Raw genomic sequence first — 26,204 nt, 5'->3', positions numbered from 1 at the left:
ATTTCAGGATGGTGCAGGACAATGCCTTTATTGCAATTCTTTAACATTGATCACAATTGCGGATGTTGTATACAGTGTGCACTAAACGATTGCCAATAACACCAATCCATATTTAATTGCCATGCGAAAATTTGACCCAGCCAGGCGCAAAGCCCTTGGCTTTGCAGTGCTTTCCCTGTTATTTTTCCATTCCATTTCTGTTTCCCATGCCCAAACACTCGCTTTTCCCGGAGCTACCGGTTTCGGCCGCTTTGCCACAGGAGCAAGGGGTGTAGCCCATCCATCCGTGTATGTAGTTACCAATCTCAATGACAGCGGCCCGGGATCTTTCCGCGATGCCGTGAGTACACCCGGGCGCTTTGTGGTTTTTGCGGTTGGGGGTATCATTAACCTGCTAACCGATGTGCTGGTTGCTCCCAATGTTACCATTGCCGGACAAACCGCAACGGGCGATGGTATTACGCTGTTCAATAAACGGGTAACCTTTACCGGCGCCAATAATACTATTTGTCGCTTTTTACGCATCCGCCTGGGCGCCACCAACAACTCGGGCAAAGATGCTTCCGGCCTTGCCAATGGCGCCAATATCATCTTCGATCATATGTCTTTCAGCTGGGGTATGGATGAAGTTTTTTCCATTAACTGGGACAACAAAGGAACTGCGCCCGACAATATCACCATTCAAAACTCCATCATTGCACAGGGTTTGCACCGGGAGAATCACTCTGCCGGCGGCCTTATTCAAACACCTGATGGCGGCAAAGTAAGTTTGATCAGGAACCTCTACATCAGCAATAAAACACGCAATCCCAAAGTAAAAGGCATCAATGAATTTGTAAACAACGTGGTCTATGGCTGGGGCAATGGAAACCGCCTGGGTGATAACCTCAACTATGGCTGGTCGGCCGATGCCTATATTATGGGCGGTTCTTCCGGCGTTTCTGAGGTGAATATCATTAACAACTATTTTATGGGCGGGCCGCTAACGCCTCCTGCCAAAACAACACCCTTTTCCCGTGGTACCGGCACTTTTTATTTATACGGCGCCGGCAATTATTTCGATAATAACCAAAATGGCATTGCAGATGGAAGCCTTGTTCCCTACGACACAACAGGCTATCCGGGCATCGCTGCGGAAGGTTTTAGAACGCAGCCTTACCCCTATCCGCAGGCAAACCGGCTCTTTACTGCCAACCAGGCATATGCATGGGTCATCGATAGTGTAGGCGCCTGCTATCCGCGCCGCGACCAGGTAGATTCATTACTGGCAGAAGAAGTACGCTCCCGCGGAACAAAAGGTTATTACGTATACCGCGAATCTGATCTGCCCTTTACCAATGGCGGTTTGGGAAATGTTTTCAATGCTCCCGCCCCACCGGATGCTGACCAGGATGGTATGCCCGATAGCTGGGAGGATGCCCATGGGCTGAACAAAAACAATGCGCAGGATGCCGTCGCAAACAATACTGCACATCCTGAATACCTGAACATTGAGGTATACGTGAATACGCTTTTATCAACGCCACCGGCCGCTTTTATCAGGCCGCCTTCCAACCTGCTGTTAACGGCTTCCACTTTTGAGCTGCCCGCACCTTACAGCAGGATCCTGGTGCAATGGAACGATAATGCCAGCAATGAAGACCATTTCGTGCTCGAAAGATCAACTGATGCGGTTACGTATTCCGAGATCGCGCAACCGGCAGCGAATACCACCTCCTATAGCGACAGTAACGCACTGGTACCGAATACCACTTATTATTACCGCCTCAAAGCCGTTAATACTTCCGGTTTTTCCTCTTACAGTACACCTGCTTCCGTAAAAACACCGCCCTTGCCTTCCGCTCCTGCAGCCGCCGCTTCGCCGGTGCCTGCCAGTGGTGCATTATACGTTGAATTAAACGGCGGCGCCCTTACTTTAAGATGGTCGGGCAGCAGCAATACAGAAAAATATGCGATCTATTTTGGCACCGACACGGCACGGCTGGTCAAGAAGGCAGAGATCGCTTATGCCGCCAACGCTTCTTATAATATCACCGGCCTCGCTGAATTTGTTACTTACTACTGGCGTATCGATGCCATCAATGCGCTGGGTACCACCCAGGGCGTTATATGGCAGTTCAGAACATCGAAAGCATTTCCACCAGGCATTGTTGGCCATTGGAGCTTCGATGAGACCGAAGGCCGGCAGGTAACTGATTCTTCTCTTTATGAAGCGCACGGGGTCCTGGGCCTCGATGATGATAACCAGAACATCCGGGTAGCCGGCAAGATCAACAATGCGCTTGATTTTTCTACTGCCAGTGAAAATATGTATGTGGTGAATGTGCCGCACCAGGATCACCTGTACCTGGATAAAAGTTCTTTCTCCCTGTCGTTCTGGATGAAAGCCGATCCTTCTCTTTTGCCAGCTGATAACAGCACCAGCGCTTACCTGCTGTGCAAAGGTTCTATTACCCGCAATGCCACTACCGGCGCCACCGGTAAACGGTTCGATATTGAATTCAAGAATAAACAACTGCGTTTTGCTATCGACGATGATAACGACGCGAATGGAGGTGGTAAAGATGAATTGCAGGCCGACGGCACGCCCTTCTTTTCCAATAACTGGGTGCATGTTACCACCATCAGGGATACGGCAGCTAAAAGACTGCGTTTATATATGAACGGGGCCCTGGTAAAAGAAACGGCTATTACGAAAGCCCATGCAGGCATCGGGGAGGCAAGCGATCTTATCATCGGTAATATTGGTGCCCTGGAATTTCTTTCTACCGCCAACAAACCGTCGCCTTACAAAGGCAAACTCGACGAATTGAAAATCTTTAACTATGCGCTCAGCGCCGATGAAGTAATGGCTTTGTATCATACGAGTCCACTCCCCCTGCAGCCGCACAGCCCCTCGATAGCCAATGGCGCTGCCCTGGAAGGTTATGGTGATAGCCTTCGCATCAGTTGGAAAGGCGGCCTGAAAACCAATAGTTATAAATTATACGCCGGAACGGATTCCAGCAAACTGGCTTTTGTCTCAACCCTGGCATTGAATAACCCCACCTATACTTTTACCAACCTTACTGCAGGAACAGATTATTACTGGCGTGTAGATGCGGAAGGCGACGCTGGTTTAACTACCGGCGCCACCTGGAAGTTCAGGGCGGTATCGCCAAAGGGCATGACCGGCCACTGGACATTTAATGAAAGCAGCGGTACTATGGTTGCCGATAACAGCAATTACCATCAGAACGGCGCCATTGTGAATATGCCTGCAGCCACCTTTACCGCCGGTAAATTTGACAATGCCCTGCATTATCTCGATCCGGTGGCAAGCAGTGCTGTGCAGGTGCCCCATGCAGAACACCTGCTATTCGATGCCAATTCCTTTTCTATTTCACTTTGGGTAAAACTCACCAACGGCTCCAGTAATTATAATTCCGGGAAAGACTGTTACCTGATCCACAAAGGGCAGTTCACTGACCCCGGCGGCAAGTGGTATGGCATTCAGTTACGTGACAGTGCCCTTACTTTTGCCATAGACGATGCATCGGCCAAAAGCGATGTTACGGCAAGCCTGAAGAAAGCTTCTGCGCACCATATCTTTAATAATAATTTCAGCCATATAGTTGCCGTAAAAGATACCGCGGCCAAACAGCTGCGATTATATGTAAATGGCGTGCTGGCCGGTTCTAAAACGTATACCACCAATGGCACCATCGGCAAAGCACTGCCCCTGTTGATCGGCAATTCAGCGGAGAATAAACCATTTCATGATGTAATGGATGATCTGCGCCTATACAACTATGCATTATCACCAGGAGAAATAACCGCTTTATTTACGGCACCTGTTGATACCGTGCCGCCAACCGTACGCACCAAAAACATAACAATTACTCTGGCCAATGGAAGCGCATCCATTACCCCGCAGGATCTTGACAATGGTTCTTCAGACAGGTATGGCATTCTCTTATACCAGCTTGATAAAACTTTGTTCAATTGCTCGAACATCGGCGCCAATGAAGTACAATTGACTGTAATAGATTCTAACAACAACAGCGCCAGCGCTACGGCAACAGTTACAGTCATTGGTTCCATGCCAGCCCCTGCTATTACAGTAAGCCGCAATATGGTCTACACGGGCGGCAAGGCCAATACCATCTACCTGGGTTATGGTTCCCAGCAATTGCAATTAACGGCCACCGATACAACAACAGCAGCATTTAGCTGGAGCCCCGCCGCTGGCCTAAGCGATTCAGCCATTGCCAATCCGGTGTTTGCGCCCACCCGGGCGGGTAATTATATCTATACGGTAAAAGCAACAAATAGTTATGGCTGTACCGACACCGCTGCCATTCATTTACAAATGAAAGACGTACGTTGCGGCGGACGCGATCAAAAGGTTTCCATATGTTATCATGGACTGGAGCTTTGTGTAAATAAACTGGCCGTACCTATTCTCCTGTTCATGGGTGGTGAGTTGGGTGCCTGCGAAACAGCCAATGCACGCGCAGCCACCGATGCCGCTCAGTCACCGGCCTTTATCGACGGCCAGCAAAAATTCCTGCTGTATCCAAGCCCGGCCGGCAGCCATTGCACCATTGCCTTTACCCTTGCCCAACCAGGCAAATACCGGGTTGAAATATATAATGCCCAGGGCCGGCTGGTACAGGTAGTTGGTACCGGAGAAGCCAGCAGCAAACAATTATGCTCTTATCCCGTAAACACCAGTCAGCTGAGTACCGGCGTTTACTTTGTAAAACTGGTAACAGCTACTGAAGTACGGGTTAAACAACTGGTCATTCAACGATAGTACAAGTCCTGTTTTTCACTGATAATACCCAAGTAAAAAGGTGACCGGTTTTGCCGGTCACCTTTGGTTTTTCATATAATAAGTTCAGCTGAGGTTTATGTAACCATATTGAATAAACAGTGGCTACAGATAAGGAATACGAACATTGCGAAAAATGCGTCAAACTAAACAACACATAAAGCTGACCTTAACCAGTACAGGATGCACGTGCTACTATATATGGGCGTTATCATAGGTTATTCCACTTCACAATGACGGGTTACCGGCATACAATTTCATCAGGGGCATAGAATTCCCTTGCAAATTTTATTACAAAAACAGGAGCAATTATACACAGTATTGACAGGTAAGGCACTACTGGCTGCAACTCAGCAGCAGCTAAAGATGAACGGATTCTACGACCGGGGTAGAGAGGTTAATGAACGAATAAAATACTGTTGAACCGGGGAATCTGGTAGTATGTAACAAGACTGGTTGAATTCGTATCGAATGCAGGAAAAGCAGGTTTAACAGAAATAAATGAAGGAATTAATATAACAGGTGACCAAAATTAAAGTAATTATTGAAATAAAAAATTATTTGTATTCAATATGTAAAAAAAATCAGTGTTTTTATTAAAGTTTTTTAGATGCCCATTGTCCATTCTCAATTAATGCACCCGAAACATAATCCTGATCAAGTGCGGTAAATGCGACAATTGCGTTGAGAACGACAGCAGCAATATGGCTGAACAAAAACGGTGGGTTATCCGCCCCCTGGCAGACACCCACCTATGACCTGTAGAAAAAGAGCACTCCGTAAAAGAGTTGCTACATCACCTTAAACACCTGCTCTTACTTGTTGCTTCCACTAGGGCTGTTGTTATTATCAGCAGAAATCTTTTTCTCAAGAATGGCTATATATTGCTGCGCATCCTTATTCTCCGGATCGATCTCCAGGATCTTTTTCAAATTCTCGGTAGCCGATTTATAGTCCTTTACCTGGTTCGTCTCATAAGCAGCCAGGTATCCATACGATTCGATAAGCCATTTTTTATTCGTTTTGTTGGTAGGATCGTCTTCAATCATCGTGATCAGCTGTTTATACCAGGGTATGGCGGCGCCTTTCTCCATGGTTGAATCCATGGCCGAATTGACGCGGGCACGCCAGTAATAACCAAAAGCCTGCTCCGGATACTTTTGAATATAAGTACCAAACACCGTGTCGGCCTGCACATAATCCTCTGCTTTATAGGTGGCAATACCCCAATTGAACAGATCGATGTTGCTTGCCTTCGTATTGTCTGTGTAAAACAGTCCCAGGTATTTGGCCTGGTTCAGATAATCTTTTTGATCCTTATACAGGTCAGCCAGTTTTTTATAATAAGGGAATTTGTCTCTTGGCTCTTTTACCATATCGACAGTTCTCACATAACAGGTTATGGCGGAATCTGGTTTACCCGCAGCAGCATACAGGTCGCCCATTATCTCATAGTCTTTTGCTACCTTATTGCTATCTGCTTCTTTGGCAAAGTACAAATTCATATTGGCCATGGCATTAGTGGTATCTTCCATACCCAGATAGCTATAGGCCATTAATTTATACAACCTAGGCATGGAGTCGCCGCTGTTCCTGTCCAGCAGCTGCCGGGCATTGGCGATGGCAGCCTGGTACTGCTTATTCAGGTATAGGAGGTCTGTATATAAAACATCATTGTCCTTATCGGGATCACTTTTGGCAACGTACTGCTTAAAGTATGCCATTGCTTTCTGCGGATCGGTAAAGTAATAATGATAATACATTTCATACAGCGCAGGCGCATAACTGCTATCTGCTTCCAGCGCCTGGTTGAAATATTTCAGGTACATTTCAGGGTTCTTCTGCGAAATAAATATTTTTCCCATCCGGTACAAACCTGCGGCATACTTACCGTCTTTGTCAAGACCCGCTGAATACACTTTATAGGCTTCTGAACCATTGCCCAGTTTGCGAAACGCATCGCCTAACAAAGTGTAGAGGGCCGGATCTTTTTTATCGCGGTCGATGGCTTTGTTGAGCAGTTCTATCGCATAATTGACATCCCCCGCCCTGGTAACTATATGTGCATTGGCCACAGCCGCCAACAGGTCGGGATTCTTCTGGCCTTTTTTATCCAGCGCCTGATCAAAATAATAACGGGCACTGTCCTTATTGCCGGCGTTCAACAAATAACTTCCATAGGCCACCTGGTAAAAGGGAGCTGATTGTACATCGGCCGGGCTTGTTGCCAATACCTGCTTTAATGGAGCAGCGTCTTTCGACATGATATAGGCCTTCGACAACAAATACCAGCTTTCTGCATTCGCAGGATCAGTCTTTACAATATGTTGCAGCTGTTCTTTCGCTGTGTTATACCGCTCATAATATAAACTCTTTTTTGCATCCTGAATCGTCTGTGACATGGCAGTTACCGACATCGCACCGCACAATAGCAAGAGGGAAGCTTTTTTCATCTGCATACGTTAAATACCTTTTATTAAATAGGATGATCATTAATAAGGATATCAAACTTATTCCCGGCGCGTTAGTCACCAGTTAATGCTAAATTAGAAGTAGATTAGAACCGGCTCCAATAACCTGTTTTTCATCAATATTTAATGAAAAAAAATGAAATTGTAACTTTGAAGAGGCAAACGCAATGCCGTTCTGATTGTTACTTTGCAGGTGTGAACATGAACAATGCAATTTAAGGTTATGGAAGAAACGAAAATACTGATCATAGAAGATGAACAAAAGATTGCTGACACATTGAAAGTGGGGCTTACCGAGAACGGCTATCATGTAGAGGTAGCTTATGATGGGAAGATCGGGGAACGCTTATTCTTTCTGCATGATTTCAATATGGTGATCCTCGACATTAACCTGCCAGGCCTCAATGGATATGAGCTGTCGAAGATCATCAGGACCCATAATACAAATATTCCCATCATCATGCTTACTTCATTAAGCACCCTGAATGATAAAATGGAAGGTTATGATGCCGGCGCCGATGATTACCTGGTGAAACCATTCGAGTTCAGAGAGCTGCTGGTGAAGATCCGTGTATTGCTGAAACGCACCATGAACCAGAACATTCCCGTGGGCAACCTGTTGAAAGCAGCTGACCTTTGTATGAACCTCGACAGCAAGGAAGTTAAACGCGGGAATGACGTCATTAATTTGACCGCTAAAGAATTTCAATTACTCGAATACCTCTTAAGAAACAAGAATAAAGTCGTATCAAGGGCAGCGATCGCAGTGAATGTATGGGATATTGACTTCGACACCAACACCAATATCATCGATGTATATATAAGCTACCTGCGGAACAAAATTGATAAACCCTATGACCGAAAATTGATACAAACACATGTGGGCATGGGATATATTTTAAAGGAAAATGATCGCTGATGCCTGTTAAACTGCGCATAACATTATTATTCTGCCTTATTTCGTTTGTGATATTGGCCATGGTATGCGCTACTGTTTATTACTTTTCCTATACGCAAAGATCCCATAACATTCGCACCAGGCTAACGAACCGGGCTATTACCCTTGCACGCTTACTGGGCCAGTCGCAGGTGTTTGACCAGCAGATCCTTCGTAAAATTGATTCTTCAACTTCCCTCACGCTGAAAGACAAAACCTTTCAGGCATACGATTACCTGAATAACCAGATCTATAGTTACAGTGATGCGCCCGCCGACACCCTTACCATCGACACCTCTATCCTGGATGATGCCCGCGTAAAAGGAACCATTTTTTTCAATACGGCCAATAAGGAAGCCGTCGCGTATCATTATGCCAATCCCAATACCCGCATCGTTGTTATTACCGCGGCCTATGACGCCGAAGGAAAGGCCCAGCTCAGGGTCTTGAGAAATATATTATGGTTCAGCTTTCTTACGGGTATCCTCATTGCGTGTGTAGGTGGTTATTTCTTTTCAGACCGCTTACTGCAACCTGTTAAGAAAATTGCCGATGATATCAATGAGATCTCAGCCCATAACCTGGCCAGGCGTATCAGTACAGGTACGGCAAAAGACGAATGGTTCTACCTGGCAGAAACGCTTAACCGGTTAATGAACCGCCTGCAGGACAGCTTCGAAACCCAGCGCCGTTTTGTTTCCAATGCATCGCATGAGCTCTCGACCCCGCTAACGGCCATTTCGAGCCAGTTGGAGGTGTCTCTGCAAAAAAGCCGCGAAGCCCAGCAATACCGGGTGGTGATGGAATCGGTGTACCAGGATGTTCGGCAGTTGAGCAAACTGACCCAAACCCTCCTTGAATTTGCGCAGGCATCAGGGGACCCGGGTGGTATAAACCTGGAGCCGGTGCGTATGGACGAGATCCTGATGAGCCTGCCTGCAGAGCTGAAAAAAAGCAATCCTGAATACCTGGTCAATTTGTCCTTCGACGATATGCCGGCCGAGGAACAGAAACTCATCGTTTTCGGCAATGCAGAACTGCTGTTCACGGCTGTTAAGAATATTGTTACCAACGCCTGCAAATATTCCGATGACCACAAAGCCACTGTCAAATTGAAAGCGGAAGCCGAAAACATCACCATTTCCATTACTGATAAAGGAAAAGGCATTCCGGAGGCGGAACTGAAATACATTTTTCAACCTTTTTACCGGGTCAATTCTACGGCCCATAAAAGTGGGTTCGGCCTTGGTTTATCATTGGCCAACCGCATCGTGAAACTCCATAAAGGGAATATAGCCGTTAGCTCGGTGATGGAAGAAGGCAGTGAATTTGTGATTACCGTACCAACAGCAAAATTCTAATCACCTTCTAACCACCTATTAATTACACAATAATTGGCAAAGGATAAATTGCGCAGGAAAGAACGGCACAATGAAATTAAAACGCTCAGTATACACTTTTCTGCTTGCGTTTATTATAATGCTCGTTATTGTATGCAGTTTCCTCTATAAACAAACCATTGATTATAAGTGGGAGAACAGGGAACTTATTTTACAAAACGATTCATTGAAATCAGTGGTGATAGAACTTATGCGAAAGATCGATACCACCCGCACGGCCTCCCTGACACCCTCCGTACCCCGTAATAAAAATGCTCATTAACACGCCTCATGATTACAAAGATTCTTGTTCCTACAGACTATAGCGAGGCATCGTTTAATGCACTTGAAACTGCTATTGGTATCGCAAAAAGAAATAATGCGTCCTTACAGCTGCTTCACATAGATGAGTCTGCTTTTATTCCGGAGGAATCATATACCATAAAAAATGCCAGCCAGATCGGCACTGCCATTGCAGATAATATAAAACAACGGCATGGTGTAGAAACGACTGTTCTGTTCAAAGACGGTTATATTGGCCCTACCATTGCGCGGATGGCGTTCGACCAGAAACCCGACCTGATCGTTATGGGCGCTTATGGCGCCTCGGGACAGCGGGACCTTTTCATTGGTTCCAATTCTTATTATACTATCAAACATGCCAATTGCCCGGTGCTCATTGTTCCGGAAGGCAAGCGGTGGCAGAGTTTTAATAAAGTGCTTTTTCCCTTGAGGCCCACCCTGGGCGCTTTCAAAAAATATCAGTATATCAGCGACCTGGTGATCCAGATCTATCCCGAATGCAATTTCGATCTGTTCGGCATCTCTATCGACAGAAAAGAACAGGATGTAAAACAGGTAACTGAAATAGCGAACGAGCTGAAAACCAGCTGGAGAGATGCCGTGCAGTACGATGTTAGCTATAGCTATAGTAAAAATATTGCAGAGGAAGTACTGGATAAGGCCGATAAGTCGAAAGCCGACCTCGTTATTGTTTCTTCTACCGTTGATGTAGCCAACAAGCAGTTCTTTATTGGTCCTTTCTCCCAACGCATCATCAACCATGCCCGGGTACCGGTGCTGTGTATTTTCAGATCAGCAGAGATCTAAGCCTGCATGGCCGCTTCCTGTTGGCGGTAAAATTGCCGCGCAAAATAAGCTACCGGCAGCCCGATGGCCACGATCAATATGCCGGTTGCCATGGCTGCTTTGTCCCATTTAAATGCGATGGGTGGGATCTTCGTTAAAGGCAATACGAGCAGGTTCATCACCACAAATATAAACATGCCATATACAATGGCTGCCACGGTTATATTTTTTGCAAGAGTTCTGATGAAAGGATATAACAAAAAGAACAGGGCAGTAAAGCTGTAGGCAATGATAAAATGGAAAAGCAGGCCGGCTAACGCCATCTGCCATCCGCCCGAAAAAGCCGGCTTGCCGAATGCCCCACTGGCAATAAACTGCAACACGATCACCGGGCTTGTTCCACGCACCAGGTAAGCCTGCAAACAGGCAGCCAGGATATCGAGGCTCCCTGCCAGGAGACCTACCCATAAAATAGTTTTTAAAAAGGGGCTGGCTGGCGCAGATCCCTGTCCGGATATCGTTTGGCTCGTTGTCATGGCAGTTGTTGGTTTCAATAAAATTATGGGATGGCAGTTTAGTTTGCTGATCAATTCAACGAAATGCAGCTTGCGACGTATAAAAAGCTGTTACCGGTTACCAGGTACCGGTTACCAGGTTCCGGTTGCCAGGTACCGGTTGCCGGTTACCCGTTCGCAGTTCTACGTTCGTCGCCTGTCCGCCTTTGACGGATTAGGCATTCTCGCTAAACACCTGCCCCGCCTTCGGCGGCTTACGCATTCAGCGTTTCCATCACCAACTCTTTATAGCTTCTGCCAATAGGGATCTGCTTGCCGGCGATCTCAACATCTGTAGCTGAAAACGCATCGATCTTGCTCCTCGCCACCAGGAAAGAGCGGTGTACTCGCAGAAAACCGTTGCGGGACAGCATCTCTTCAATTTGTCCCAGTTGAAATTTGGTAAGAATCGACTTATCCTTTGTCGTGATGCGGATATATTCCTTGAGGCTTTCAATAAATAAGATCTCATCAATATAGATCTTCACCCGCTTTTTACTCACGTTAAAGAAGAGGGCCGCTCTTTCCGCCGCTGCCGCCGACAAAACCGCTACCTGCGCGGCTTCCCTTTCCTTTAGTTTATTTACGGCCATTACAAATCGGCTGAACTCGACAGGCTTTAACAGGTAATCGACCACATTCAGTTCATAGCCCTGCAACGCATATTCAGGGTAGGCAGAGGTAATGATCACCATGGGTGGATTTGTAAGGGTCTTAATAAGATCGAGCCCTTTTAATTTTGGCAAATGAATGTCAAGGAAGATCAGGTCGATCTTTTCCTTTTGCAGCAGATCTATCGCATACAAAGCATCGGTACAAATGCCTTTTAACTGCAGAAAGGGAACTTCGGCGATATAATCCTTTATCACTTCTGCCGCCAGCGGCTCATCTTCAACAATAATGCAGTTATACCTGTGCATAGCTGGTTAGATTTATAAAAAGCCTGACTGAAAAAGTGGTTGGTTCGTTCTGCAGCTGCAGCTCAAAATCCCGGTACATGAGCTCCAGTTGTCTTCGCACATTGCCCAGACCGATATTATCCCTTATCTCGGCTGAATCATGGTTTTCCTTTGTGTTCACCACACTAAAGGTAAGCCGACCCTGCTGTAATGCCACTTTAATACGGATAAAAGAATCGAAGCGGCTTTCACTGGCGCCATGTTTAAAGGCGTTCTCTACAAATGGCAACAAGAGCAAAGGCGCTATCTTTTGGGTATTATCATCTATATCCCGCTCAAAATGAATGGTGAGGCGCTCGTACCGCATTTTCTCCAGTTCTATATAATCATCCAGGATCTTCAGTTCATCCGCCACAGTAATGAGGTTGCTCTTCGATTCATATAAAATAAACCGTAATAACTTGGATAAGCGCATTACTACATCGGCCGTATGTTCCGAGCGTTTACGGGCAAGCGCATAAATATTGTTCAACGTATTGAATAAAAAATGTGGATTCGTTTGATGACGTAGAAATTTCAGCTCTGCTTCCAGCTTTTCCTTGAGTAGATTTTTCTCCCGTTCGCGGGCCGCTAGTTGAATACGCAGCAATTTGACCGTGATAGCAATACCCGATGCAAAGCCGATATCCATAACAGCCAGCAACACACTGAGCACATGGAAGATTGACCGGGCCTTTAACACACCGGAATAAATGACGGGGTTAATATAGTATGCGAAGATGAAGCGGTATAATATAATGGTGATCAGGAAGGCAGCAGCCACCTGCCCAATGACATAAAAGAGCTTTATTGTTCCCTGCAGCATCCTGGGAATAGCGAAGTATAGAATAAAGTAAGTGAAAATTAGTTTAGGCACCAGGGCGGCAACAGCAGCTTCAAACGCCATCCAGAACTGCGCGTTCTCGGGAATGTTCTTAAGTGCAGGCGCCACCCAAACAAACTGCAGCACGGTATCCTGCAACAGATACACGAGCCAGAAGACGCCATGCAATAGCACTCTTTTCATTGTGCCATAAAAATCGGAAAAAATGCTTAATGCAAAAGCGCGCAGGGCTCAAGGCCTAACGCATAACGCTATTCAGCGTCTTGTGCCTCCCAACAGGCAGGCAACTTTTGCATTCAGGCATTAGCCTGCTGCCTTTTGCGCCTGTCCCGCCTCCGGCGGATCCCTCGTTAGGCATTTAGCATCCCTGTAATAACCAATAAACAAGCACAAACACGATAATTGTTCCTAAGCAACCACCGCCCCATTTCCAGGCAGCATATCCTGCAATTAAACCTCTTAACCAGTCTCGCATAATTATAAATTTATATCTGCAGTGATTTAAAAATTATGCCATGGTAAAAAGTGTAGCTAAAGTCTGAGCTAAATGCTGGTTTCTGCGTTTTGCTTGCTGCCAATGTGCGCACTGCCTAAGCTATGGACTTTATGCAGTAAGCTTGAGCTTTCTGCCGCCCCCTCAGCATTTTCCTGAAAATGGACTATCTTAGTATTGAAATTAAACCCAGCAGGTAGTCCACATGCTTCCTTGGAAAACGATCATACAAATGCAAAAAGACTGCGATACGCCGGTTTATTTGCAAATAGCCAATTGCGTTATACAGGAAATGCGAAAAGGCCGGGTTGGTCCAGGTTTAAAACTCCCCGGCACCCGCCAAATGGCCGGGCTTTTGCAAGTGCATCGAAAAACGATCGTACGCGCTTATGAAGAACTCGATGCCCAGGGCTGGATCGAAATGCATCCCTCCAAAGGAACCTTTACCAGCAAAGAAATACCCGAAACAAAAGCCCGGCGCTTTTCCAACAATCATAGCCCGAATGCTTTTGCTGCCACCACCGGCTATACCGTTAAAGTAAATACTACCCTTCGCACGCCGGCATTGCCCATGCGGCATATCATCGGTTTTCACGATGGTCCCGATATGCGCCTCATCCCTTCCGATGAATTAGGCCGGGCCTATAAAAGCGTTCTGTCGAGGCATACTTACCTCAAGTATATGTCGTACGTAGAAACCCCGGGTGTACAAAAATTCAGGCAGGTGCTGTCAGATTACCTCAATGCAAGCCGGGGTCTGCAAACCAGCTTCGAGAACATCCTGGTCACCCGCGGCGCTCAAATGGCGCTGTACCTGCTGTCTGTTGTGCTCTTTGCCAAAGGGGAGACGATCGTCGTAGGTGATACGAATTATTACTATGCCGATCATGTTTTCATCCAGGCCGGCATGCAGCTCGCCCGTGTTAAGGTAGATGAATGCGGAATGGATGTAGATGCAGTTGAAAAATTATGTCAGCGTAAAAAGATCAAAGCCCTGTATATAACATCGCATCACCACTACCCTACCACCGTGACCTTATCGGCTGCCCGGCGGATCAAGTTGTTATCGCTTGCAGAAAAATATGGTTTTATCATCATAGAAGACGATTACGATTACGATTTCCATTATTTAAGCAGCCCCATTCTGCCATTGGTGAGCGCTGATACCCGGGGAATGGTTGTATACATAGGTACGCTCAGTAAAACCGTTGCACCCGCCATCAGGACCGGTTACGTGGTAGCGCCACCAAATCTTATCCTGGAATTAAGCCGCATTCGCCAGCTGGTCGATGTGCAGGGCGATCCTGTTATGGAACTGGCGCTTATTGATATGTTTGAAGAAGGACATATCAAACGGCATATGAAAAAAGCCTTGCTGGCCTATCACAAACGAAGAGATCTTTTATGCAGTTTACTTCAGGATAAACTTCCTGATATTATCGATTTTAAAATTCCCGATGGCGGACTGGCCATCTGGGCAAAATTCGACAGATCGGTACCCCTGCCGCCCCTTGCAGAAAAATTAAAAGCGCAGGGACTCATTCTCTCCAATGGTTTAATTCATAATACATCTTCCGTTTTAATGAATGCCACCCGCATGGGCTTTGGCTGGATGAACGAAACCGAAACAGAACAGGCCGTTGACCTGCTGGTGAAAACCATCCGTGCAAAATAATATTATACATTTTCCGTTATAGTGCCGATTTATACAATTTCCTGTACACCTAACTGACCATCTTTGTATCCCGGCCGTTCAAGCAGGGATAACAATAACTTCAATTACTGTTGGCCCACTGAACCGGACTACCCGGAATATAAGAACCGGACACCTTAATAGTCCGAATACCATTTACCTTTACGACCGATTATTAATGTTCTAAAAGTTTAAGCCATGAAAAAGCTGTTTATTTTTTTCTCAGTCCTGCTTCTCAGCCTTAGTTTGATTGCCCGCGATCCGGGTGAAATCGACGCCAAGCTCATTAAATCATTCAATACCAGTTTTCCGAAAGCTGAGCGGGTTCATTGGTATGAATTGCCCAAAGCCTGGGTAGTGAATTTTGTCGCTGATGGCGTTCGTTCGCGCGTTGTGTACCTAAAAGACGGAAAGGCAACCGAATTCACCAGGTATTATTACGAGCAGAACTTACCGTTCGTGGTACGTTCAAAAGTCAAAGAAACTTATCCTAACAAGAAGATCTTTGGCGTTGTAGAGGTTTCTACCATTACAGAGACCAGTATTTCCAGGGTAGAATATTTTGTAAAACTGGAAGATGACAAAACCTGGATGACCGTGAAATCTGACAATGAAGGGAACCTGCGGATAACAGAAAAATACAGAAAGGTGCAATAAGCATTAAAAAAAACAAGCCCCGGTATTTCTTTGATTTACCGGGGCTTTTTATTGTCCCTTCTATACTATTCATTAAAAAAGATCATACGAAGGAAAATCCGATACCTTGTTCAAACCGGCTTCAATAGCGCCTTTCATCGTCCAGCCGCAACCGTCATTGGTTGGATTGTTATTAACGATCACCGAATAACTCAACCCATTGCCCATCTCCACCAGGAAAGAACGCGTGCCGTTAAAACAGCCATTGTGATTTTGCATAATACCTGATACGTTCCAACCGCAGCCATAACCTGGTCTTAAGGTTGAACCGGTTGTCATGGCAGTATGCGCTCCGTTAGTGATCACATCACTGGGTACTGCGGTGCCATCGACCCGGTTCAGGAATTTCAGCAGATCAATCGGCCGCGCTACCCAGCCGCCAAAACCGGCCCAGAGTTGTAAATTCATTTTGTTCATCGGTGCATAGGTGGCTTCGCCGGCTTTCGAATTGCCCGAAGCAGCTCCTACATACATGGTATTGCCGATACCGCATTTCTTCAGCACATTATTGCGGATATAATTTTCGTACGACTGTCCACTTACCTGCTCAATGATCCGTTCCAAAATAAAGTAGTTAGTGTTCGAATAAATATACTGGTTAGAGGTATCTGTTGTGATCAGGTCCGAAGCATTCAGCAATACGTTCATCGCATCGTCGGCCGTTTTGTTCTCATCCCAGAACACAGATTCGCCATTACAGCTGCGTAAACCGGATGTATGGTTCAGCAACTGGCGTACCGTGATATTGTTCAGCTTTTCCTTACCGGCCGGTGTTGCATATTTTGAACCGAGAATACTGTTTGGCCCGAACACAGCTTTATCTAATGAGATCTTATGCTGATCGAGCAAGGTCATGATGCCAACAGAAGTAACCGGTTTTGAAATACTCATGATGCGCAACGGCTGATCGGGGGACATTTCTTCGCCGGCAGCTGCATCAGCCAGGCCATAACCTTTGGCAAATACGAGCCGGCCATTTTTACAAACCGCGATAGACAACCCCTGTACACTTTGGTCGCTCATGTATTTGTTCACCGCGTCATCAATGGCGGCAATATCGGAACCCTTCATATTCGTGTTGGTCCAGATAGCATTATACTCACAGCTGTTACCGGAAGTATAAGCATTTACATAAACCGGTTTATAACCCTGGTAATACATGTTGTCGAATACATACTGGTAATTGCCATTGCTTACTCCATGTCTTGCAGCCCATAGCGGACTGGCCACTTTTTCCCAGATCGCCGCATACAGGTTCGTTCCATTTTTTGTATAACCGCTTACTGTTTTCAGCAGGTAGCCTTGTTTGGTATAATCGGTAAATGCCTGTTGGTACTGGCTCGATGTAAGATTATGACGGGCGATATACCCGTTACCGGCACTCTTCTCCCAAATACCCGCAAAATATTCAACATTGTTCACTACATACCCTGATACATGCACCAGCCGGTAACCCTGTTTGGAAAAATCATCGAATGCTTTCTGATACTGGGCGGCAGTTAAATTGTGCCGGGCAGCCCAGGCGGCGCCGGATGTTTTCTGCCAGATCGCCGCAAACTTAGCCTGGCTGCCAACGCCATACCCTGATACATGTGTTAATCGAAAACCCTTCTTAACATGATCATCAAACGCTGTCTGATAGTCCTGTCCCGATAAACCATGGCGAGCAGACCATTCAGGCCCTGCTTTCTTTTCCCATAAAGCGATATATCTTTCCTGGCCGCCGCAGGTATAACCGCTTACTGTTGAAAGCCGATAACCCTGTTTTGTAAAATCGTCGAATGCTGCCTGGTACTGGGCCGCGCTTAAATTATGCCGGGCCACCCACTGTGCCTTTGCTGAGCAAGTAAATAATGCACAAATAAGAATACATAAACTGCTTTGAAATAGTGATTTCATGATAAGACCCTTTTAAAGTTTTAATGGTTTTGATAATAGATCTATAGGCTATTGCACAATAGCTACGAATCCTGAATTAAAAATGTTTTATGCTATTAATCGGAGAACCTTGCTGGTGCTGGTTGATCCCTTATTCATGGGCGGTAATCATCGATGCTGCAAAATCGAATGCAAATCTAATGGCGATTCAAAGCGCCAACAATACCACAATAGTGGTAAGATCAATTCTTTGATATAGATCAAGTAGGACTACGTATACAAGAGCGGTAATACTTAACACCGGCAGTAGTTGTACGCTTTACTTCTTAACAAAGTAAGGGAGATCATCGCGGCTGATCCTTTCTTGCTGTTGCCAGTAGGCGGGAGTGACTATATGCCCATCCGGTGTTTTTAATGCGCGCCCGAAGATGGCATTGATGGGATTGAAGGTAACATCTGTTACACCGATTGTGTAAGTGGCCGGTGGTGGTGGCGTTGCCTCAACAGGCGTATCCGCGTTCACAGCAGTAGCTGCTGGTGCTGCCGCTTTCGGTAGCGGTGATGCCACAACAATGACTGTATATTTATTAAACTCCAGCAATGGTTTTAAAAAATCAACCCGTTGCTGTGACACATTCTTTTCAACAATGGCGCATTTCACTCCGTCCAGTTCTTCAAACTCATGATTTTTATTTATAGCCATAACTGTGAACTTTGAACTTAGAACTTTGAACTTAATGAATGAATGTAGTCATACACATAACCAGCAAGCCCTGTTACAATAATACCGGTGATGCAAATAAATAAAGCGAGTTTTGAATAAGCCGGTATTGACAGTTGTTCAATCGGCTGCTCATTGACATCCATAAAGATCGCTTTCACCAAACGCAGGTAATAGTAAAATGAAAGGATCATGTTCAGGGCTGCAATGGTTACCAAAATATAATTGCCTTTACCGGCACCTGCCAGTAATAGAAAAAACTTGCCAAAGAAACCAGCCGTGGGCGGCACCCCGGCCAGCGAAAACAAGGCGATCGTGAGTACCCACGATAAAACCGGATTGGTCCTGTAAAACCCTCTATAATCGTTTAGCTGTTCCCGGCCGGTAACGGCACTTACCAGCGCGATAACACCAAAGGCGGCGAGGTTTGAAAAAACATAAATCAGCACGAAATAAACGACCGATGCGGCCGCCAGCTGCGAGCTGCCGGTGATACCTACCAGGATGAAGCCGATCTGCGCTATGGAAGAAAAAGCGAGAAATCGTTTAATATTATGCTGCCTTATGGCAAACAGGTTTCCGGTCAAAATGGTGAGCACCGACAATACAAATAACATATTATACCAACTGCCGGCGATTGGTTTGAACACCGTGTATAAAACGGAAACAAATACAAACAATACAGATCCTTTTGAGACCACCGACAGCCACGAAGTAACTGCCACTGGTGCGCCTTCATACACATCGGCGGTCCATAAATGAAACGGCACAACCGAAATCTTAAAGGCAAAACCAGCCAGCAATAATACAAATGCAAAGGTCTGCAAAGGTCCACCGGCAATCAACGCACCCAGCTCGCTAAAGGTTAGGGTGCCGGTAGCACCGTAAACCAGCGAGATGCCAAATAACAATAGCCCCGAAGCAAAAGCCGATGAAATAATAAATTTCATGGCTGCTTCAGATGATCTTTTCCTGCCCAGGTCAAAATTGGCCATGGCCGCCAGCGGAATGCTCGATAATTCCAGGCCCACATAAAAGATCAGCAGGTTGCCGCTGGAGATCATAAAGAACATACCCAGCAAAGTGCATAAGAGCAGGATATAAAATTCCGGCACATGATCATGTTTTTTCAACCAGGCAGAGGATTGCAAAGAGATGATCAGCGTACCCAGGCTCAGAATATTTTTTTCCAGCACGACGAGGGGATTCGCCAGGAACATTTCATTGAACAGTACACCCGGGCGATTGCCGATAAAACCAAGCACCAGGTTCAACAGCAACAGGGCATTCGCCAGCTGCAGCATTTTTTCGTTGCTCAGGTCGGCGCCGATCTTCAATAATAACAGTATGAAGATGATCACCGTAATGACCAGTTCCTGTTTCATGAGTATAAAAAAGTCAGACATCATAATGTATTATCGTATGAAGCTTTTTCAATGGTGAATGGCATTTGGCGCCTGCCGTTTGGCGTTTGGCATATTGGGTTTTACCCGCTGATCAATTGAATTATCCAAAATGGCGTTATGCCCATAACCAGGATACCAGTGATCAGGATACCTGCAGCTAGTTTCTCATTCCAGCCGGCATCCGGCAAAGAATCGCCTAAGCTGCCTGTTCCGGCTAATGGTCCCATGATCACTTTGCCCATCGCCCTTAATATGTATACTGCCGTTAGCACGATAGATGCGCAGGCCAGGACGGTTGCTATCCGGTACAATGCATCTTCGTTTTGCCAGGCCCCCATAAAAACGGTCACTTCCGCCACAAACCCACTTAAACCGGGCAAACCCAGGGAGCAGAGACCGGCAATCACAAAAACCGTTGCAATAAAGGGCATCACTTTTAACAAGCCGCCCAGTTGCGCCACCTGGCGCGTATGGGTTCTGTCGTATAACATGCCAATAGCAGCAAAGAAGAGGGCGGTCATTAATCCATGTGATACCATTTGCAGTACAGCGCCCATTATGGCCGTTTTGGTGAGCATCCCAATACCTAACAATACAAACCCGCAATGGCTAACAGATGAATAGGCATTGATGTATTTGAGATCGGTTTGCATCATGGTAGCGAAGGCGCCATAAATGATCGCAATAGTAGCCAGTAAAATGATAATGCCCGAATAGGCCTGCGCTGCTTCCGGCATTAACAGGGCCATCCGCAAACAACCATAGCCACCGAGCTTCATCGAAATGCCTGCCAGGAACATAGATGCAGCAGTGGGCGCTGAAGAATGTCCATCGGGCACCCAGGTATGGAATGGGAACAGGGCCGTAAAAATGCCGAAACCAATAAAGGCAAATGGGAAGAAGAGTTTTTGTGCTTCGGCCGGAATAGCTGCCCGGGCGATCTGTAAGAGATCGAATGTATGGCCGGCAGCTGTTGGTGCATTGAAATAAATGCCCGCCAGTCCTACAAAGACCAGGGCGCTGCCACCCATCAGCAGCAGGGCCAGCTTCATGGCACTGTATTCTTTGCTGCCGCTGCCCCAGATACCGATCAGCAGGAACTTGGGGATCACGGCCACTTCCAGAAAGAAAAACAGGGTGAACAGGTCCAGCGAAATAAAAAAGCCATAAGCACCCAGGCTCAGAAGCACCAGCAAAAAGAAAAATTCCCTGTTCAGTTTTTCCACAGACCAGGACACCAGGATACCTGCGACGGCCACCAGTGCCGTTAGCAGAATCATTGCCATGGCAATGCCATCGACCCCGATGTGATAATGGATGTTCAACGGAGTAAACCAGAGATGATCTTCTTCAAACAGGATAGCAGCTGCATCCCCCGCAGGCCGTTGCTGCCAGTAAACAACCAATAACCACAGAACATAGATCAATTGCACCACTGCGCCACTCAGCGCCAGCACCCGAACCTGTCTCAAGCCATTACAAAACAAAAGTGCAATGGCCGTAAGAAGTGGCAATATGATTAATGCGGATAGTAACATAGTTTTTTTATAATATTAGACGGAAGGATTCAGCAGCCGGTATTCCATTACCACATTAGCATATCAGCTAATTAGCAGATTGTTCTATGTCCACCAATAAACAATGAGTGCAGCCAACGCAATGATGCCACCAAAGAAATACAATGCGTAAGACTGCACACGACCCGATTGCCATGCTTTGATGCTTTCCGCAAAGCGGGCGGTTGCCCGGCCTGCACCGTTCATGAATCCATCTACCAGATGTTTATCGATCCAGGCGGCCGGTTTGGCAATCCCGTCAAAAATGATCCTTTTCGTTATGAACAGATACAGTTCGTCAAAATAGAATTTACGCTTTACCATCTTATACAAACCACCCAATGCCAGCGCCAGCTTTTGTGGTCCTGGGTTATATTTATAATAAAGCAAATAGGCCAGGGCTATTCCTGCAATGGCAATGGTAACCGGTGCAATGGAAAAACTCAGCGGAATGGTAATTTCTTTCTGGTTATCTAAAGCAACGAAATCTGCAAATGGAATAAACCCAACCAGAACAGCGGCCGTGCCAAGCAGGACCAGAGGTACTTTCATCGTCCAGCTGCCTTCCCCATGCTGATGAGGATAACTGCGGGTCCGGCTCCAGAATATGCTGAAGTAGAGCCGGAACATATAAAAAGCGGTAATGCCTGAAGTGATCAGGGCCAGCAGGAACACATAGCGGTTATTCTCCCAGGCGGCCAGCAAGATCTCTTCTTTGCTAAAGAAACCGGCAAAAGGAGGTATGCCGGCAATAGCCATACAGGCGATCAAAAATGTAAGATGGGTAACAGGCATCCATTTTCGCAAGCCACCCATTTCCAGCATTTCATTGGTATGAACGAAATGAATGACCGCCCCGGCTCCCAGGAACAGTAAAGATTTAAAAAAGGCATGCGTGAACAAATGAAAAAGCGAAGCGCTGTAACCGGTGGTTGTATGCCCGTAGCCGGCCAGGCCCAATGCAAACAACATGTACCCGATCTGTGAAATGGTTGAATAGGCCAGCACCCGTTTGATATCTGTCTGGGTACAGGCAATGATCGCCGCCAGGAAAGCAGAGATGGCGCCCACCCAGGTTATTATTTGTAATACGGCCACATCCAGCAGGTATATGGGATACAACCTGGCTACCAGGTAAACCCCCGCCACCACCATGGTAGCGGCATGGATCAATGCCGATACGGGTGTAGGTCCTTCCATGGCATCGGGCAACCAGATGTGCAGCGGAAACATGGCCGATTTACCAGCCCCGCCCATAAACACCAGCATCAATGCCCAGGTCAACAGCGAAATACCCGGGAAACCGGCCTGCGGACTTTGCGTTAATGGTGATGAATTCGTTGCTGTTAATTGATAGATCAAGGTATTAAAATCAAGCGTTCCGCCATAAAAGGCGAGGATCAGGATGCCGATCAAAAAACCCAGATCGGCAAAACGGGTAACAATAAATGCTTTTTTCGCTGCCGCCACGGCTGCTGGCCGGTCATAATAAAAGCCAATGAGCAGGAAAGATGAAACACCCACCAGCTCCCAAAAAATATACATCTGCAGCAGATTGCCTGAAAGCACGAGCCCAAGCATGGAAAATGTGAACAGTGCCAAAAACGCATAGTAAGTGGCAAAGCGGTTCTCCCCTTTCATATAAGCCAGACTGAACACATGCACCATTAATGATACAAAATTTACCACCACCAGCATCATCACCGAAGCGGGATCGAGCAGCACACCCATATCGATCGACAAGCCGGGCGAAAATGGCAACCAGTTATAATGGAATGCGGCTACAGGTGGATAAACGCCATTTACCTTTCCGGTTACAAAAAAATAATTATAAGCGGTATAACATGCCAATACCGTTGAAACCAGCATAATAAGGGTTGCTAATATACCGGCTGACCTGCTGAGCTGTTTTCCCAACAATCCCAGCATCACAAATGCAGCCAGTGGCAGTAGTGGTATCAGTGCTATGTATGATGAATAATTCATGGCAATGTCGTCAATGGTGAATGGCCTCTGCATTTCCCACCTGCTACTCCCCACATACCACTCGCCTTTCCCGCCTCAATACCTCATCTGCTCCGTTTCCTCCACATCGATCGATCTATGATTCCGATACAAATTGATAAAGATCGCGATCGCCACGGCGGCTTCGGCAGCAGCGACCGCTATAATGAAGAGGGTAAAGAAAACGCCATTCAACTTATCAGGATAGAGGTATTTATTGAAAGCCACAAAATTGATGTTCACACTGTTCAACATCAGTTCTATCGCCATCAGCATCGTGATGAGGTTGCGCCGGGTGAACAAGCCGTACATGCCGATAAAGAACAGCGCTGTACTCAGAAATAAGATATGTGTTAAGGGTATTTCGTTCATGTTGTTTTTTCCTCCATCATTGAAACCGGGTCTGGTTCTGCTGCAGGCCTTGGCAGATCGGTAAGGTTATCTCCAAAGGCGCCAACCGGTGCCGTCCTTTTTTGATTTGCTTTTTCTTTCGGAACCGGCCGCATGGCAATCACGATGCAACCGATCATCGCCGCGAGTAATAACATGCTTACAACTTCAAAAGGCAGCACAAAACCGTGTTGTTTGGTGTCGAGCATTTGTTCACCAATGGCCGAAACAGGTACGACAAATGGCTTTGCCGCGGCAACCGGCGCAAACCTGTATCTGGCAATGATATTATACGTAAAGGCAAAGCCGAACAGCACCGCCAGTAAAGCAAACAAGCTGCGCTTCAACGGTGGTTTGGGCAATTGGCTGCCCGATTGCTGGGTAAGAAATATGGAAAAGATGATCAGGACCACCACACCCCCAACATATACAATGATCTGAACCGCCGCCACAAATTCTACCTGCATCCAGAAATACAGGGCAGCAACCCCCACCAGGCTGAACAAAAGCCAGATGGCAGACCGGAAGATCCTGTTAGCCGTTACTGCCAGCACAGCCGTTGCCAGCACAAAGGCAGAGATCAAATAGAATATAATCTGGTATGCAGTCATAATCAATAGGCAATAGCCAATTAGCAATTTACAATAGGCAATTAACAATTGGCAATTGGCAATTCCCAATTAACAATTCGCAGTTGCCAACAACTCATTCCACCCCCGCCCGCAGCTTCGATCCCGGTTGATTCAATTTCTTCAGCAACCGGCTCCGGTCATACACACTGTGTTCAAAGGTCTGGGCCATTTTTATGGCGCTGGTCGGACAAGCCTCCACACATAAATTACACATGGTGCATAGTTCCAGGTGATACACAAAGGTGTCCAGCGCTTTTTTCTTTTTGCCTTCCGGCGTTACATCAAATTTGGTTATGATCTTGATGGTCCCGTTCGGACAAGCAAGTTCACAGGCCGTGCAACCGGTGCATGCGTGTTCATTATTCTCATCATGGGACATTACCACTTCGCCGCGGAAGCGCTCAGGCAGTTTCATCTGCGCCCGGTTATCGGGATACTGCTGCGTAATGATCTCCCTGGGCCGCAGAAAATAACGGCCCGTTGTCTTCATGCCTTTTAGCAGTGATGCTACGGCGCGATAGATGTTTAATATATATTCTTTAAGAAACATATTGTTTTTGCTTTTACGCCCCCTTTAGGGAGACAGGGGTATGGTTAAAAATGCCATCCCATGATCGCGATCAGCGTTATCAGCAACAGGTTGAACATACTGATCGGTAATAAATATTTCCATTCCAGGCTCAGCAACTGATCAACCCGCAAGCGGGGGAATGTCCACCGGAACCACATGATCAAAAAGATCAGTAAAAATGTTTTACCCAGGAACCACAACGATGAAGGAATTTTATCCATAATATGATTAAACCCTTCCCAATTACCAATATGCAATGGCATCCAGCCACCTAAGAATAAAGTGGCGCCAATAGCACACACTATAAATATGTTGATGTATTCGGCGAGGAAAAACAACGCGAACTTCATTCCTGAATACTCGGTATGGAAACCGGCAGTTAACTCCGATTCTGCTTCCGCCAGGTCAAAAGGCGCGCGATTGGTTTCCGCCGTCACCGCTATTATAAAGATCACAAAAGCGATCATGGCGGGAATATGACCCCGAAACAACCACCAGCCGCTTTGTTGGGAATGGATGATTGCTGAGATCTGTAAACTTCCGGTCAAAACAACTATTGAAATAATCGACAGTCCCGCCGATAATTCATAACTAACGATCTGCGCCCCGCTGCGCATAGCCCCTAATAAGGAATATTTATTATTACTGGCCCAGCCCGCCATCAGGATCCCGATCACAGACATCGATGAAACGGCCGACACATACAACACACCTATATTGATATCCCAGATCTGAAAACCTTTGGCAAAAGCAATGGGCGCCAGGATCAGCATCGCAGCGATCATCACCATAAAAGGCGCCAGGTTGAACAGGAATTTATCGGCCCCATTGGGCGTTAACCCTTCCTTCATCATCAGTTTCAGGGTATCCGCTGCGGTTTGTAAGATCCCCTTCGGCCCTACCCGGTTGGGGCCTAACCGAATCTGCATGCGGGCGGCCACTTTGCGCTCCATCAAAACCAATACAAGGCCCAGCACAGCAAATAAGCCGATCACCAGCAGCATTACAATAACGCATTCCAGTATCAATGCCATGGTGGGATTGAATGTGCTGTACAGCCATTGTTGAATGGAATTCGTTATGGTTTCTAAACTGAGCATTATTTATAATTATAACGCGTACGTCTTACTTCTTAG

General features: G+C 46.4%; 20 protein-coding genes. 7 read left to right on the top strand and 13 right to left on the bottom strand.

What is annotated here, in order from left to right:
- The first annotated feature begins 121 nt into the window (after positions 1-121).
- Positions 122-4,798 carry a LamG-like jellyroll fold domain-containing protein gene (locus JT717_RS04415; protein WP_205508958.1) on the top strand — a complete coding sequence of 1,559 codons (4,677 nt, stop codon included), beginning with the start codon at positions 122-124 and terminating at the stop codon, positions 4,796-4,798.
- A gap of 833 nt (positions 4,799-5,631) precedes the next feature.
- Here JT717_RS04415 and JT717_RS04410 read toward each other — a convergent pair.
- Positions 5,632-7,269 carry a tetratricopeptide repeat protein gene (locus tag JT717_RS04410; protein ID WP_205508957.1) on the bottom strand — a complete coding sequence of 546 codons (1,638 nt, stop codon included), beginning with the start codon at positions 7,267-7,269 and terminating at the stop codon, positions 5,632-5,634.
- Between the two features lie 241 nt (positions 7,270-7,510).
- Here JT717_RS04410 and JT717_RS04405 point away from each other — a divergent pair, with 241 nt between their 5' ends.
- The 4 genes from JT717_RS04405 to JT717_RS04390 all read left to right on the top strand — a co-directional run bounded on the left by JT717_RS04405 (position 7,511) and on the right by JT717_RS04390 (position 10,713).
- Positions 7,511-8,206, top strand: coding sequence for a response regulator transcription factor (locus JT717_RS04405; RefSeq protein WP_205508956.1), 696 nt, complete (start codon positions 7,511-7,513; stop codon positions 8,204-8,206).
- Positions 8,206-9,585: a HAMP domain-containing sensor histidine kinase gene (locus JT717_RS04400; protein WP_205508955.1), complete on the top strand. Its 1,380-nt coding sequence runs from the start codon at positions 8,206-8,208 to the stop codon at positions 9,583-9,585. The genes JT717_RS04405 and JT717_RS04400 overlap by 1 nt, the downstream gene beginning before the upstream one ends.
- 70 nt (positions 9,586-9,655) lie before the next feature.
- Entirely contained in the window at positions 9,656-9,886 is a 231-nt protein-coding gene (locus JT717_RS04395) for a hypothetical protein (protein WP_205508954.1), read from the top strand.
- An 8-nt stretch (positions 9,887-9,894) separates the two neighbouring features.
- Entirely contained in the window at positions 9,895-10,713 is an 819-nt protein-coding gene (locus JT717_RS04390) for a universal stress protein (RefSeq protein WP_205508953.1), read from the top strand.
- On the opposite strand, the gene JT717_RS04385 is transcribed toward JT717_RS04390, so the two are convergent.
- The 3 genes from JT717_RS04385 to JT717_RS04375 form a co-directional block, all read right to left on the bottom strand.
- The gene (locus JT717_RS04385) at positions 10,710-11,228 is read right to left on the bottom strand and encodes a hypothetical protein (protein ID WP_205508952.1); all 519 of its coding nucleotides are present in this window, start codon (positions 11,226-11,228) and stop codon (positions 10,710-10,712) included. The two genes, JT717_RS04390 and JT717_RS04385, sit on opposite strands and share 4 nt — an antisense overlap.
- Positions 11,229-11,461: 233 nt before the next feature.
- Positions 11,462-12,166 carry a LytR/AlgR family response regulator transcription factor gene (locus tag JT717_RS04380; protein WP_205508951.1) on the bottom strand — a complete coding sequence of 235 codons (705 nt, stop codon included), beginning with the start codon at positions 12,164-12,166 and terminating at the stop codon, positions 11,462-11,464.
- A complete protein-coding gene (locus tag JT717_RS04375; protein ID WP_205508950.1) occupies positions 12,153-13,211 on the bottom strand; it encodes a sensor histidine kinase in 1,059 nt (352 codons plus the stop codon). Before JT717_RS04375 ends, JT717_RS04380 begins: the two co-directional genes overlap by 14 nt.
- 542 nt (positions 13,212-13,753) lie before the next feature.
- Between JT717_RS04375 and JT717_RS04370 the strand changes: the two genes are divergently transcribed.
- Together JT717_RS04370 and JT717_RS04365 are read left to right on the top strand one after the other, a co-directional pair.
- Positions 13,754-15,196, top strand: coding sequence for an aminotransferase-like domain-containing protein (locus tag JT717_RS04370; RefSeq protein ID WP_205508949.1), 1,443 nt, complete (start codon positions 13,754-13,756; stop codon positions 15,194-15,196).
- 216 nt (positions 15,197-15,412) lie between these two features.
- On the top strand, positions 15,413-15,871 hold the full coding sequence (locus JT717_RS04365) for a hypothetical protein (protein ID WP_205508948.1): 459 nt from the start codon (positions 15,413-15,415) through the stop codon (positions 15,869-15,871).
- 72 nt (positions 15,872-15,943) lie between these two features.
- On the opposite strand, the gene JT717_RS04360 is transcribed toward JT717_RS04365, so the two are convergent.
- From JT717_RS04360 to nuoH, 9 genes are all read right to left on the bottom strand, one after another.
- Positions 15,944-17,809 (bottom strand): serine hydrolase, encoded by a 1,866-nt coding sequence (locus JT717_RS04360; RefSeq protein ID WP_205508947.1) that lies wholly within the window; start codon positions 17,807-17,809, stop codon positions 15,944-15,946.
- A gap of 298 nt (positions 17,810-18,107) precedes the next feature.
- A complete protein-coding gene (locus JT717_RS04355) occupies positions 18,108-18,491 on the bottom strand; it encodes a hypothetical protein (protein ID WP_205508946.1) in 384 nt (127 codons plus the stop codon).
- Positions 18,492-18,508: 17 nt separating this feature from the next.
- Positions 18,509-19,918, bottom strand: coding sequence for an NADH-quinone oxidoreductase subunit N (locus JT717_RS04350; RefSeq protein WP_240347806.1), 1,410 nt, complete (start codon positions 19,916-19,918; stop codon positions 18,509-18,511).
- A 77-nt stretch (positions 19,919-19,995) separates the two neighbouring features.
- Positions 19,996-21,453, bottom strand: coding sequence for a complex I subunit 4 family protein (locus tag JT717_RS04345; RefSeq protein WP_205508945.1), 1,458 nt, complete (start codon positions 21,451-21,453; stop codon positions 19,996-19,998).
- Positions 21,454-21,537: 84 nt separating this feature from the next.
- Positions 21,538-23,490, bottom strand: coding sequence for an NADH-quinone oxidoreductase subunit L (gene nuoL, locus JT717_RS04340; RefSeq protein WP_240347804.1), 1,953 nt, complete (start codon positions 23,488-23,490; stop codon positions 21,538-21,540).
- A 42-nt stretch (positions 23,491-23,532) separates the two neighbouring features.
- Complete coding sequence (gene nuoK, locus JT717_RS04335) at positions 23,533-23,847, bottom strand: NADH-quinone oxidoreductase subunit NuoK (RefSeq protein ID WP_205508944.1); 315 nt, start codon at positions 23,845-23,847, stop codon at positions 23,533-23,535.
- The gene (locus tag JT717_RS04330) at positions 23,844-24,476 is read right to left on the bottom strand and encodes an NADH-quinone oxidoreductase subunit J family protein (protein ID WP_205508943.1); all 633 of its coding nucleotides are present in this window, start codon (positions 24,474-24,476) and stop codon (positions 23,844-23,846) included. Before JT717_RS04330 ends, nuoK begins: the two co-directional genes overlap by 4 nt.
- A 94-nt stretch (positions 24,477-24,570) precedes the next feature.
- The gene (locus JT717_RS04325) at positions 24,571-25,047 is read right to left on the bottom strand and encodes a 4Fe-4S binding protein (RefSeq protein WP_205508942.1); all 477 of its coding nucleotides are present in this window, start codon (positions 25,045-25,047) and stop codon (positions 24,571-24,573) included.
- 44 nt (positions 25,048-25,091) lie between these two features.
- Positions 25,092-26,168 carry an NADH-quinone oxidoreductase subunit NuoH gene (gene nuoH / locus JT717_RS04320; protein WP_240347803.1) on the bottom strand — a complete coding sequence of 359 codons (1,077 nt, stop codon included), beginning with the start codon at positions 26,166-26,168 and terminating at the stop codon, positions 25,092-25,094.
- Between the last annotated feature and the right edge of the window lie 36 nt (positions 26,169-26,204).

It is taken from the genome of Longitalea arenae, assembly GCF_016924755.1.
Classification (GTDB): domain Bacteria; phylum Bacteroidota; class Bacteroidia; order Chitinophagales; family Chitinophagaceae; genus Niastella; species Niastella arenae.
This window is presented reverse-complemented; position numbering and strand designations above follow the sequence as displayed.

Excerpts from the sequence above, each read along its gene's own strand:
- JT717_RS04375 (WP_205508950.1), bottom strand. The coding sequence starts at position 13,211 with ATGAAAAGAGTGCTATTGCATGGCGTCTTCTGGCTCGTGTATCTGTTG.
- JT717_RS04360 (WP_205508947.1), bottom strand. The coding sequence starts at position 17,809 with ATGAAATCACTATTTCAAAGCAGTTTATGTATTCTTATTTGTGCATTA.
- JT717_RS04355 (WP_205508946.1), bottom strand. The coding sequence starts at position 18,491 with ATGGCTATAAATAAAAATCATGAGTTTGAAGAACTGGACGGAGTGAAA.
- JT717_RS04395 (WP_205508954.1), top strand. The coding sequence starts at position 9,656 with ATGAAATTAAAACGCTCAGTATACACTTTTCTGCTTGCGTTTATTATA.
- JT717_RS04405 (WP_205508956.1), top strand. The coding sequence starts at position 7,511 with ATGGAAGAAACGAAAATACTGATCATAGAAGATGAACAAAAGATTGCT.
- JT717_RS04415 (WP_205508958.1), top strand. The coding sequence starts at position 122 with ATGCGAAAATTTGACCCAGCCAGGCGCAAAGCCCTTGGCTTTGCAGTG.
- JT717_RS04370 (WP_205508949.1), top strand. The coding sequence starts at position 13,754 with ATGCAAAAAGACTGCGATACGCCGGTTTATTTGCAAATAGCCAATTGC.
- JT717_RS04350 (WP_240347806.1), bottom strand. The coding sequence starts at position 19,918 with ATGATGTCTGACTTTTTTATACTCATGAAACAGGAACTGGTCATTACG.
- JT717_RS04400 (WP_205508955.1), top strand. The coding sequence starts at position 8,206 with ATGCCTGTTAAACTGCGCATAACATTATTATTCTGCCTTATTTCGTTT.
- JT717_RS04385 (WP_205508952.1), bottom strand. The coding sequence starts at position 11,228 with ATGACAACGAGCCAAACGATATCCGGACAGGGATCTGCGCCAGCCAGC.
- JT717_RS04380 (WP_205508951.1), bottom strand. The coding sequence starts at position 12,166 with ATGCACAGGTATAACTGCATTATTGTTGAAGATGAGCCGCTGGCGGCA.
- nuoK (WP_205508944.1), bottom strand. The coding sequence starts at position 23,847 with ATGAACGAAATACCCTTAACACATATCTTATTTCTGAGTACAGCGCTG.
- JT717_RS04325 (WP_205508942.1), bottom strand. The coding sequence starts at position 25,047 with ATGTTTCTTAAAGAATATATATTAAACATCTATCGCGCCGTAGCATCA.
- JT717_RS04390 (WP_205508953.1), top strand. The coding sequence starts at position 9,895 with ATGATTACAAAGATTCTTGTTCCTACAGACTATAGCGAGGCATCGTTT.
- JT717_RS04345 (WP_205508945.1), bottom strand. The coding sequence starts at position 21,453 with ATGTTACTATCCGCATTAATCATATTGCCACTTCTTACGGCCATTGCA.
- nuoH (WP_240347803.1), bottom strand. The coding sequence starts at position 26,168 with ATGCTCAGTTTAGAAACCATAACGAATTCCATTCAACAATGGCTGTAC.
- JT717_RS04365 (WP_205508948.1), top strand. The coding sequence starts at position 15,413 with ATGAAAAAGCTGTTTATTTTTTTCTCAGTCCTGCTTCTCAGCCTTAGT.
- JT717_RS04330 (WP_205508943.1), bottom strand. The coding sequence starts at position 24,476 with ATGACTGCATACCAGATTATATTCTATTTGATCTCTGCCTTTGTGCTG.
- nuoL (WP_240347804.1), bottom strand. The coding sequence starts at position 23,490 with ATGCAGAGGCCATTCACCATTGACGACATTGCCATGAATTATTCATCA.
- JT717_RS04410 (WP_205508957.1), bottom strand. The coding sequence starts at position 7,269 with ATGAAAAAAGCTTCCCTCTTGCTATTGTGCGGTGCGATGTCGGTAACT.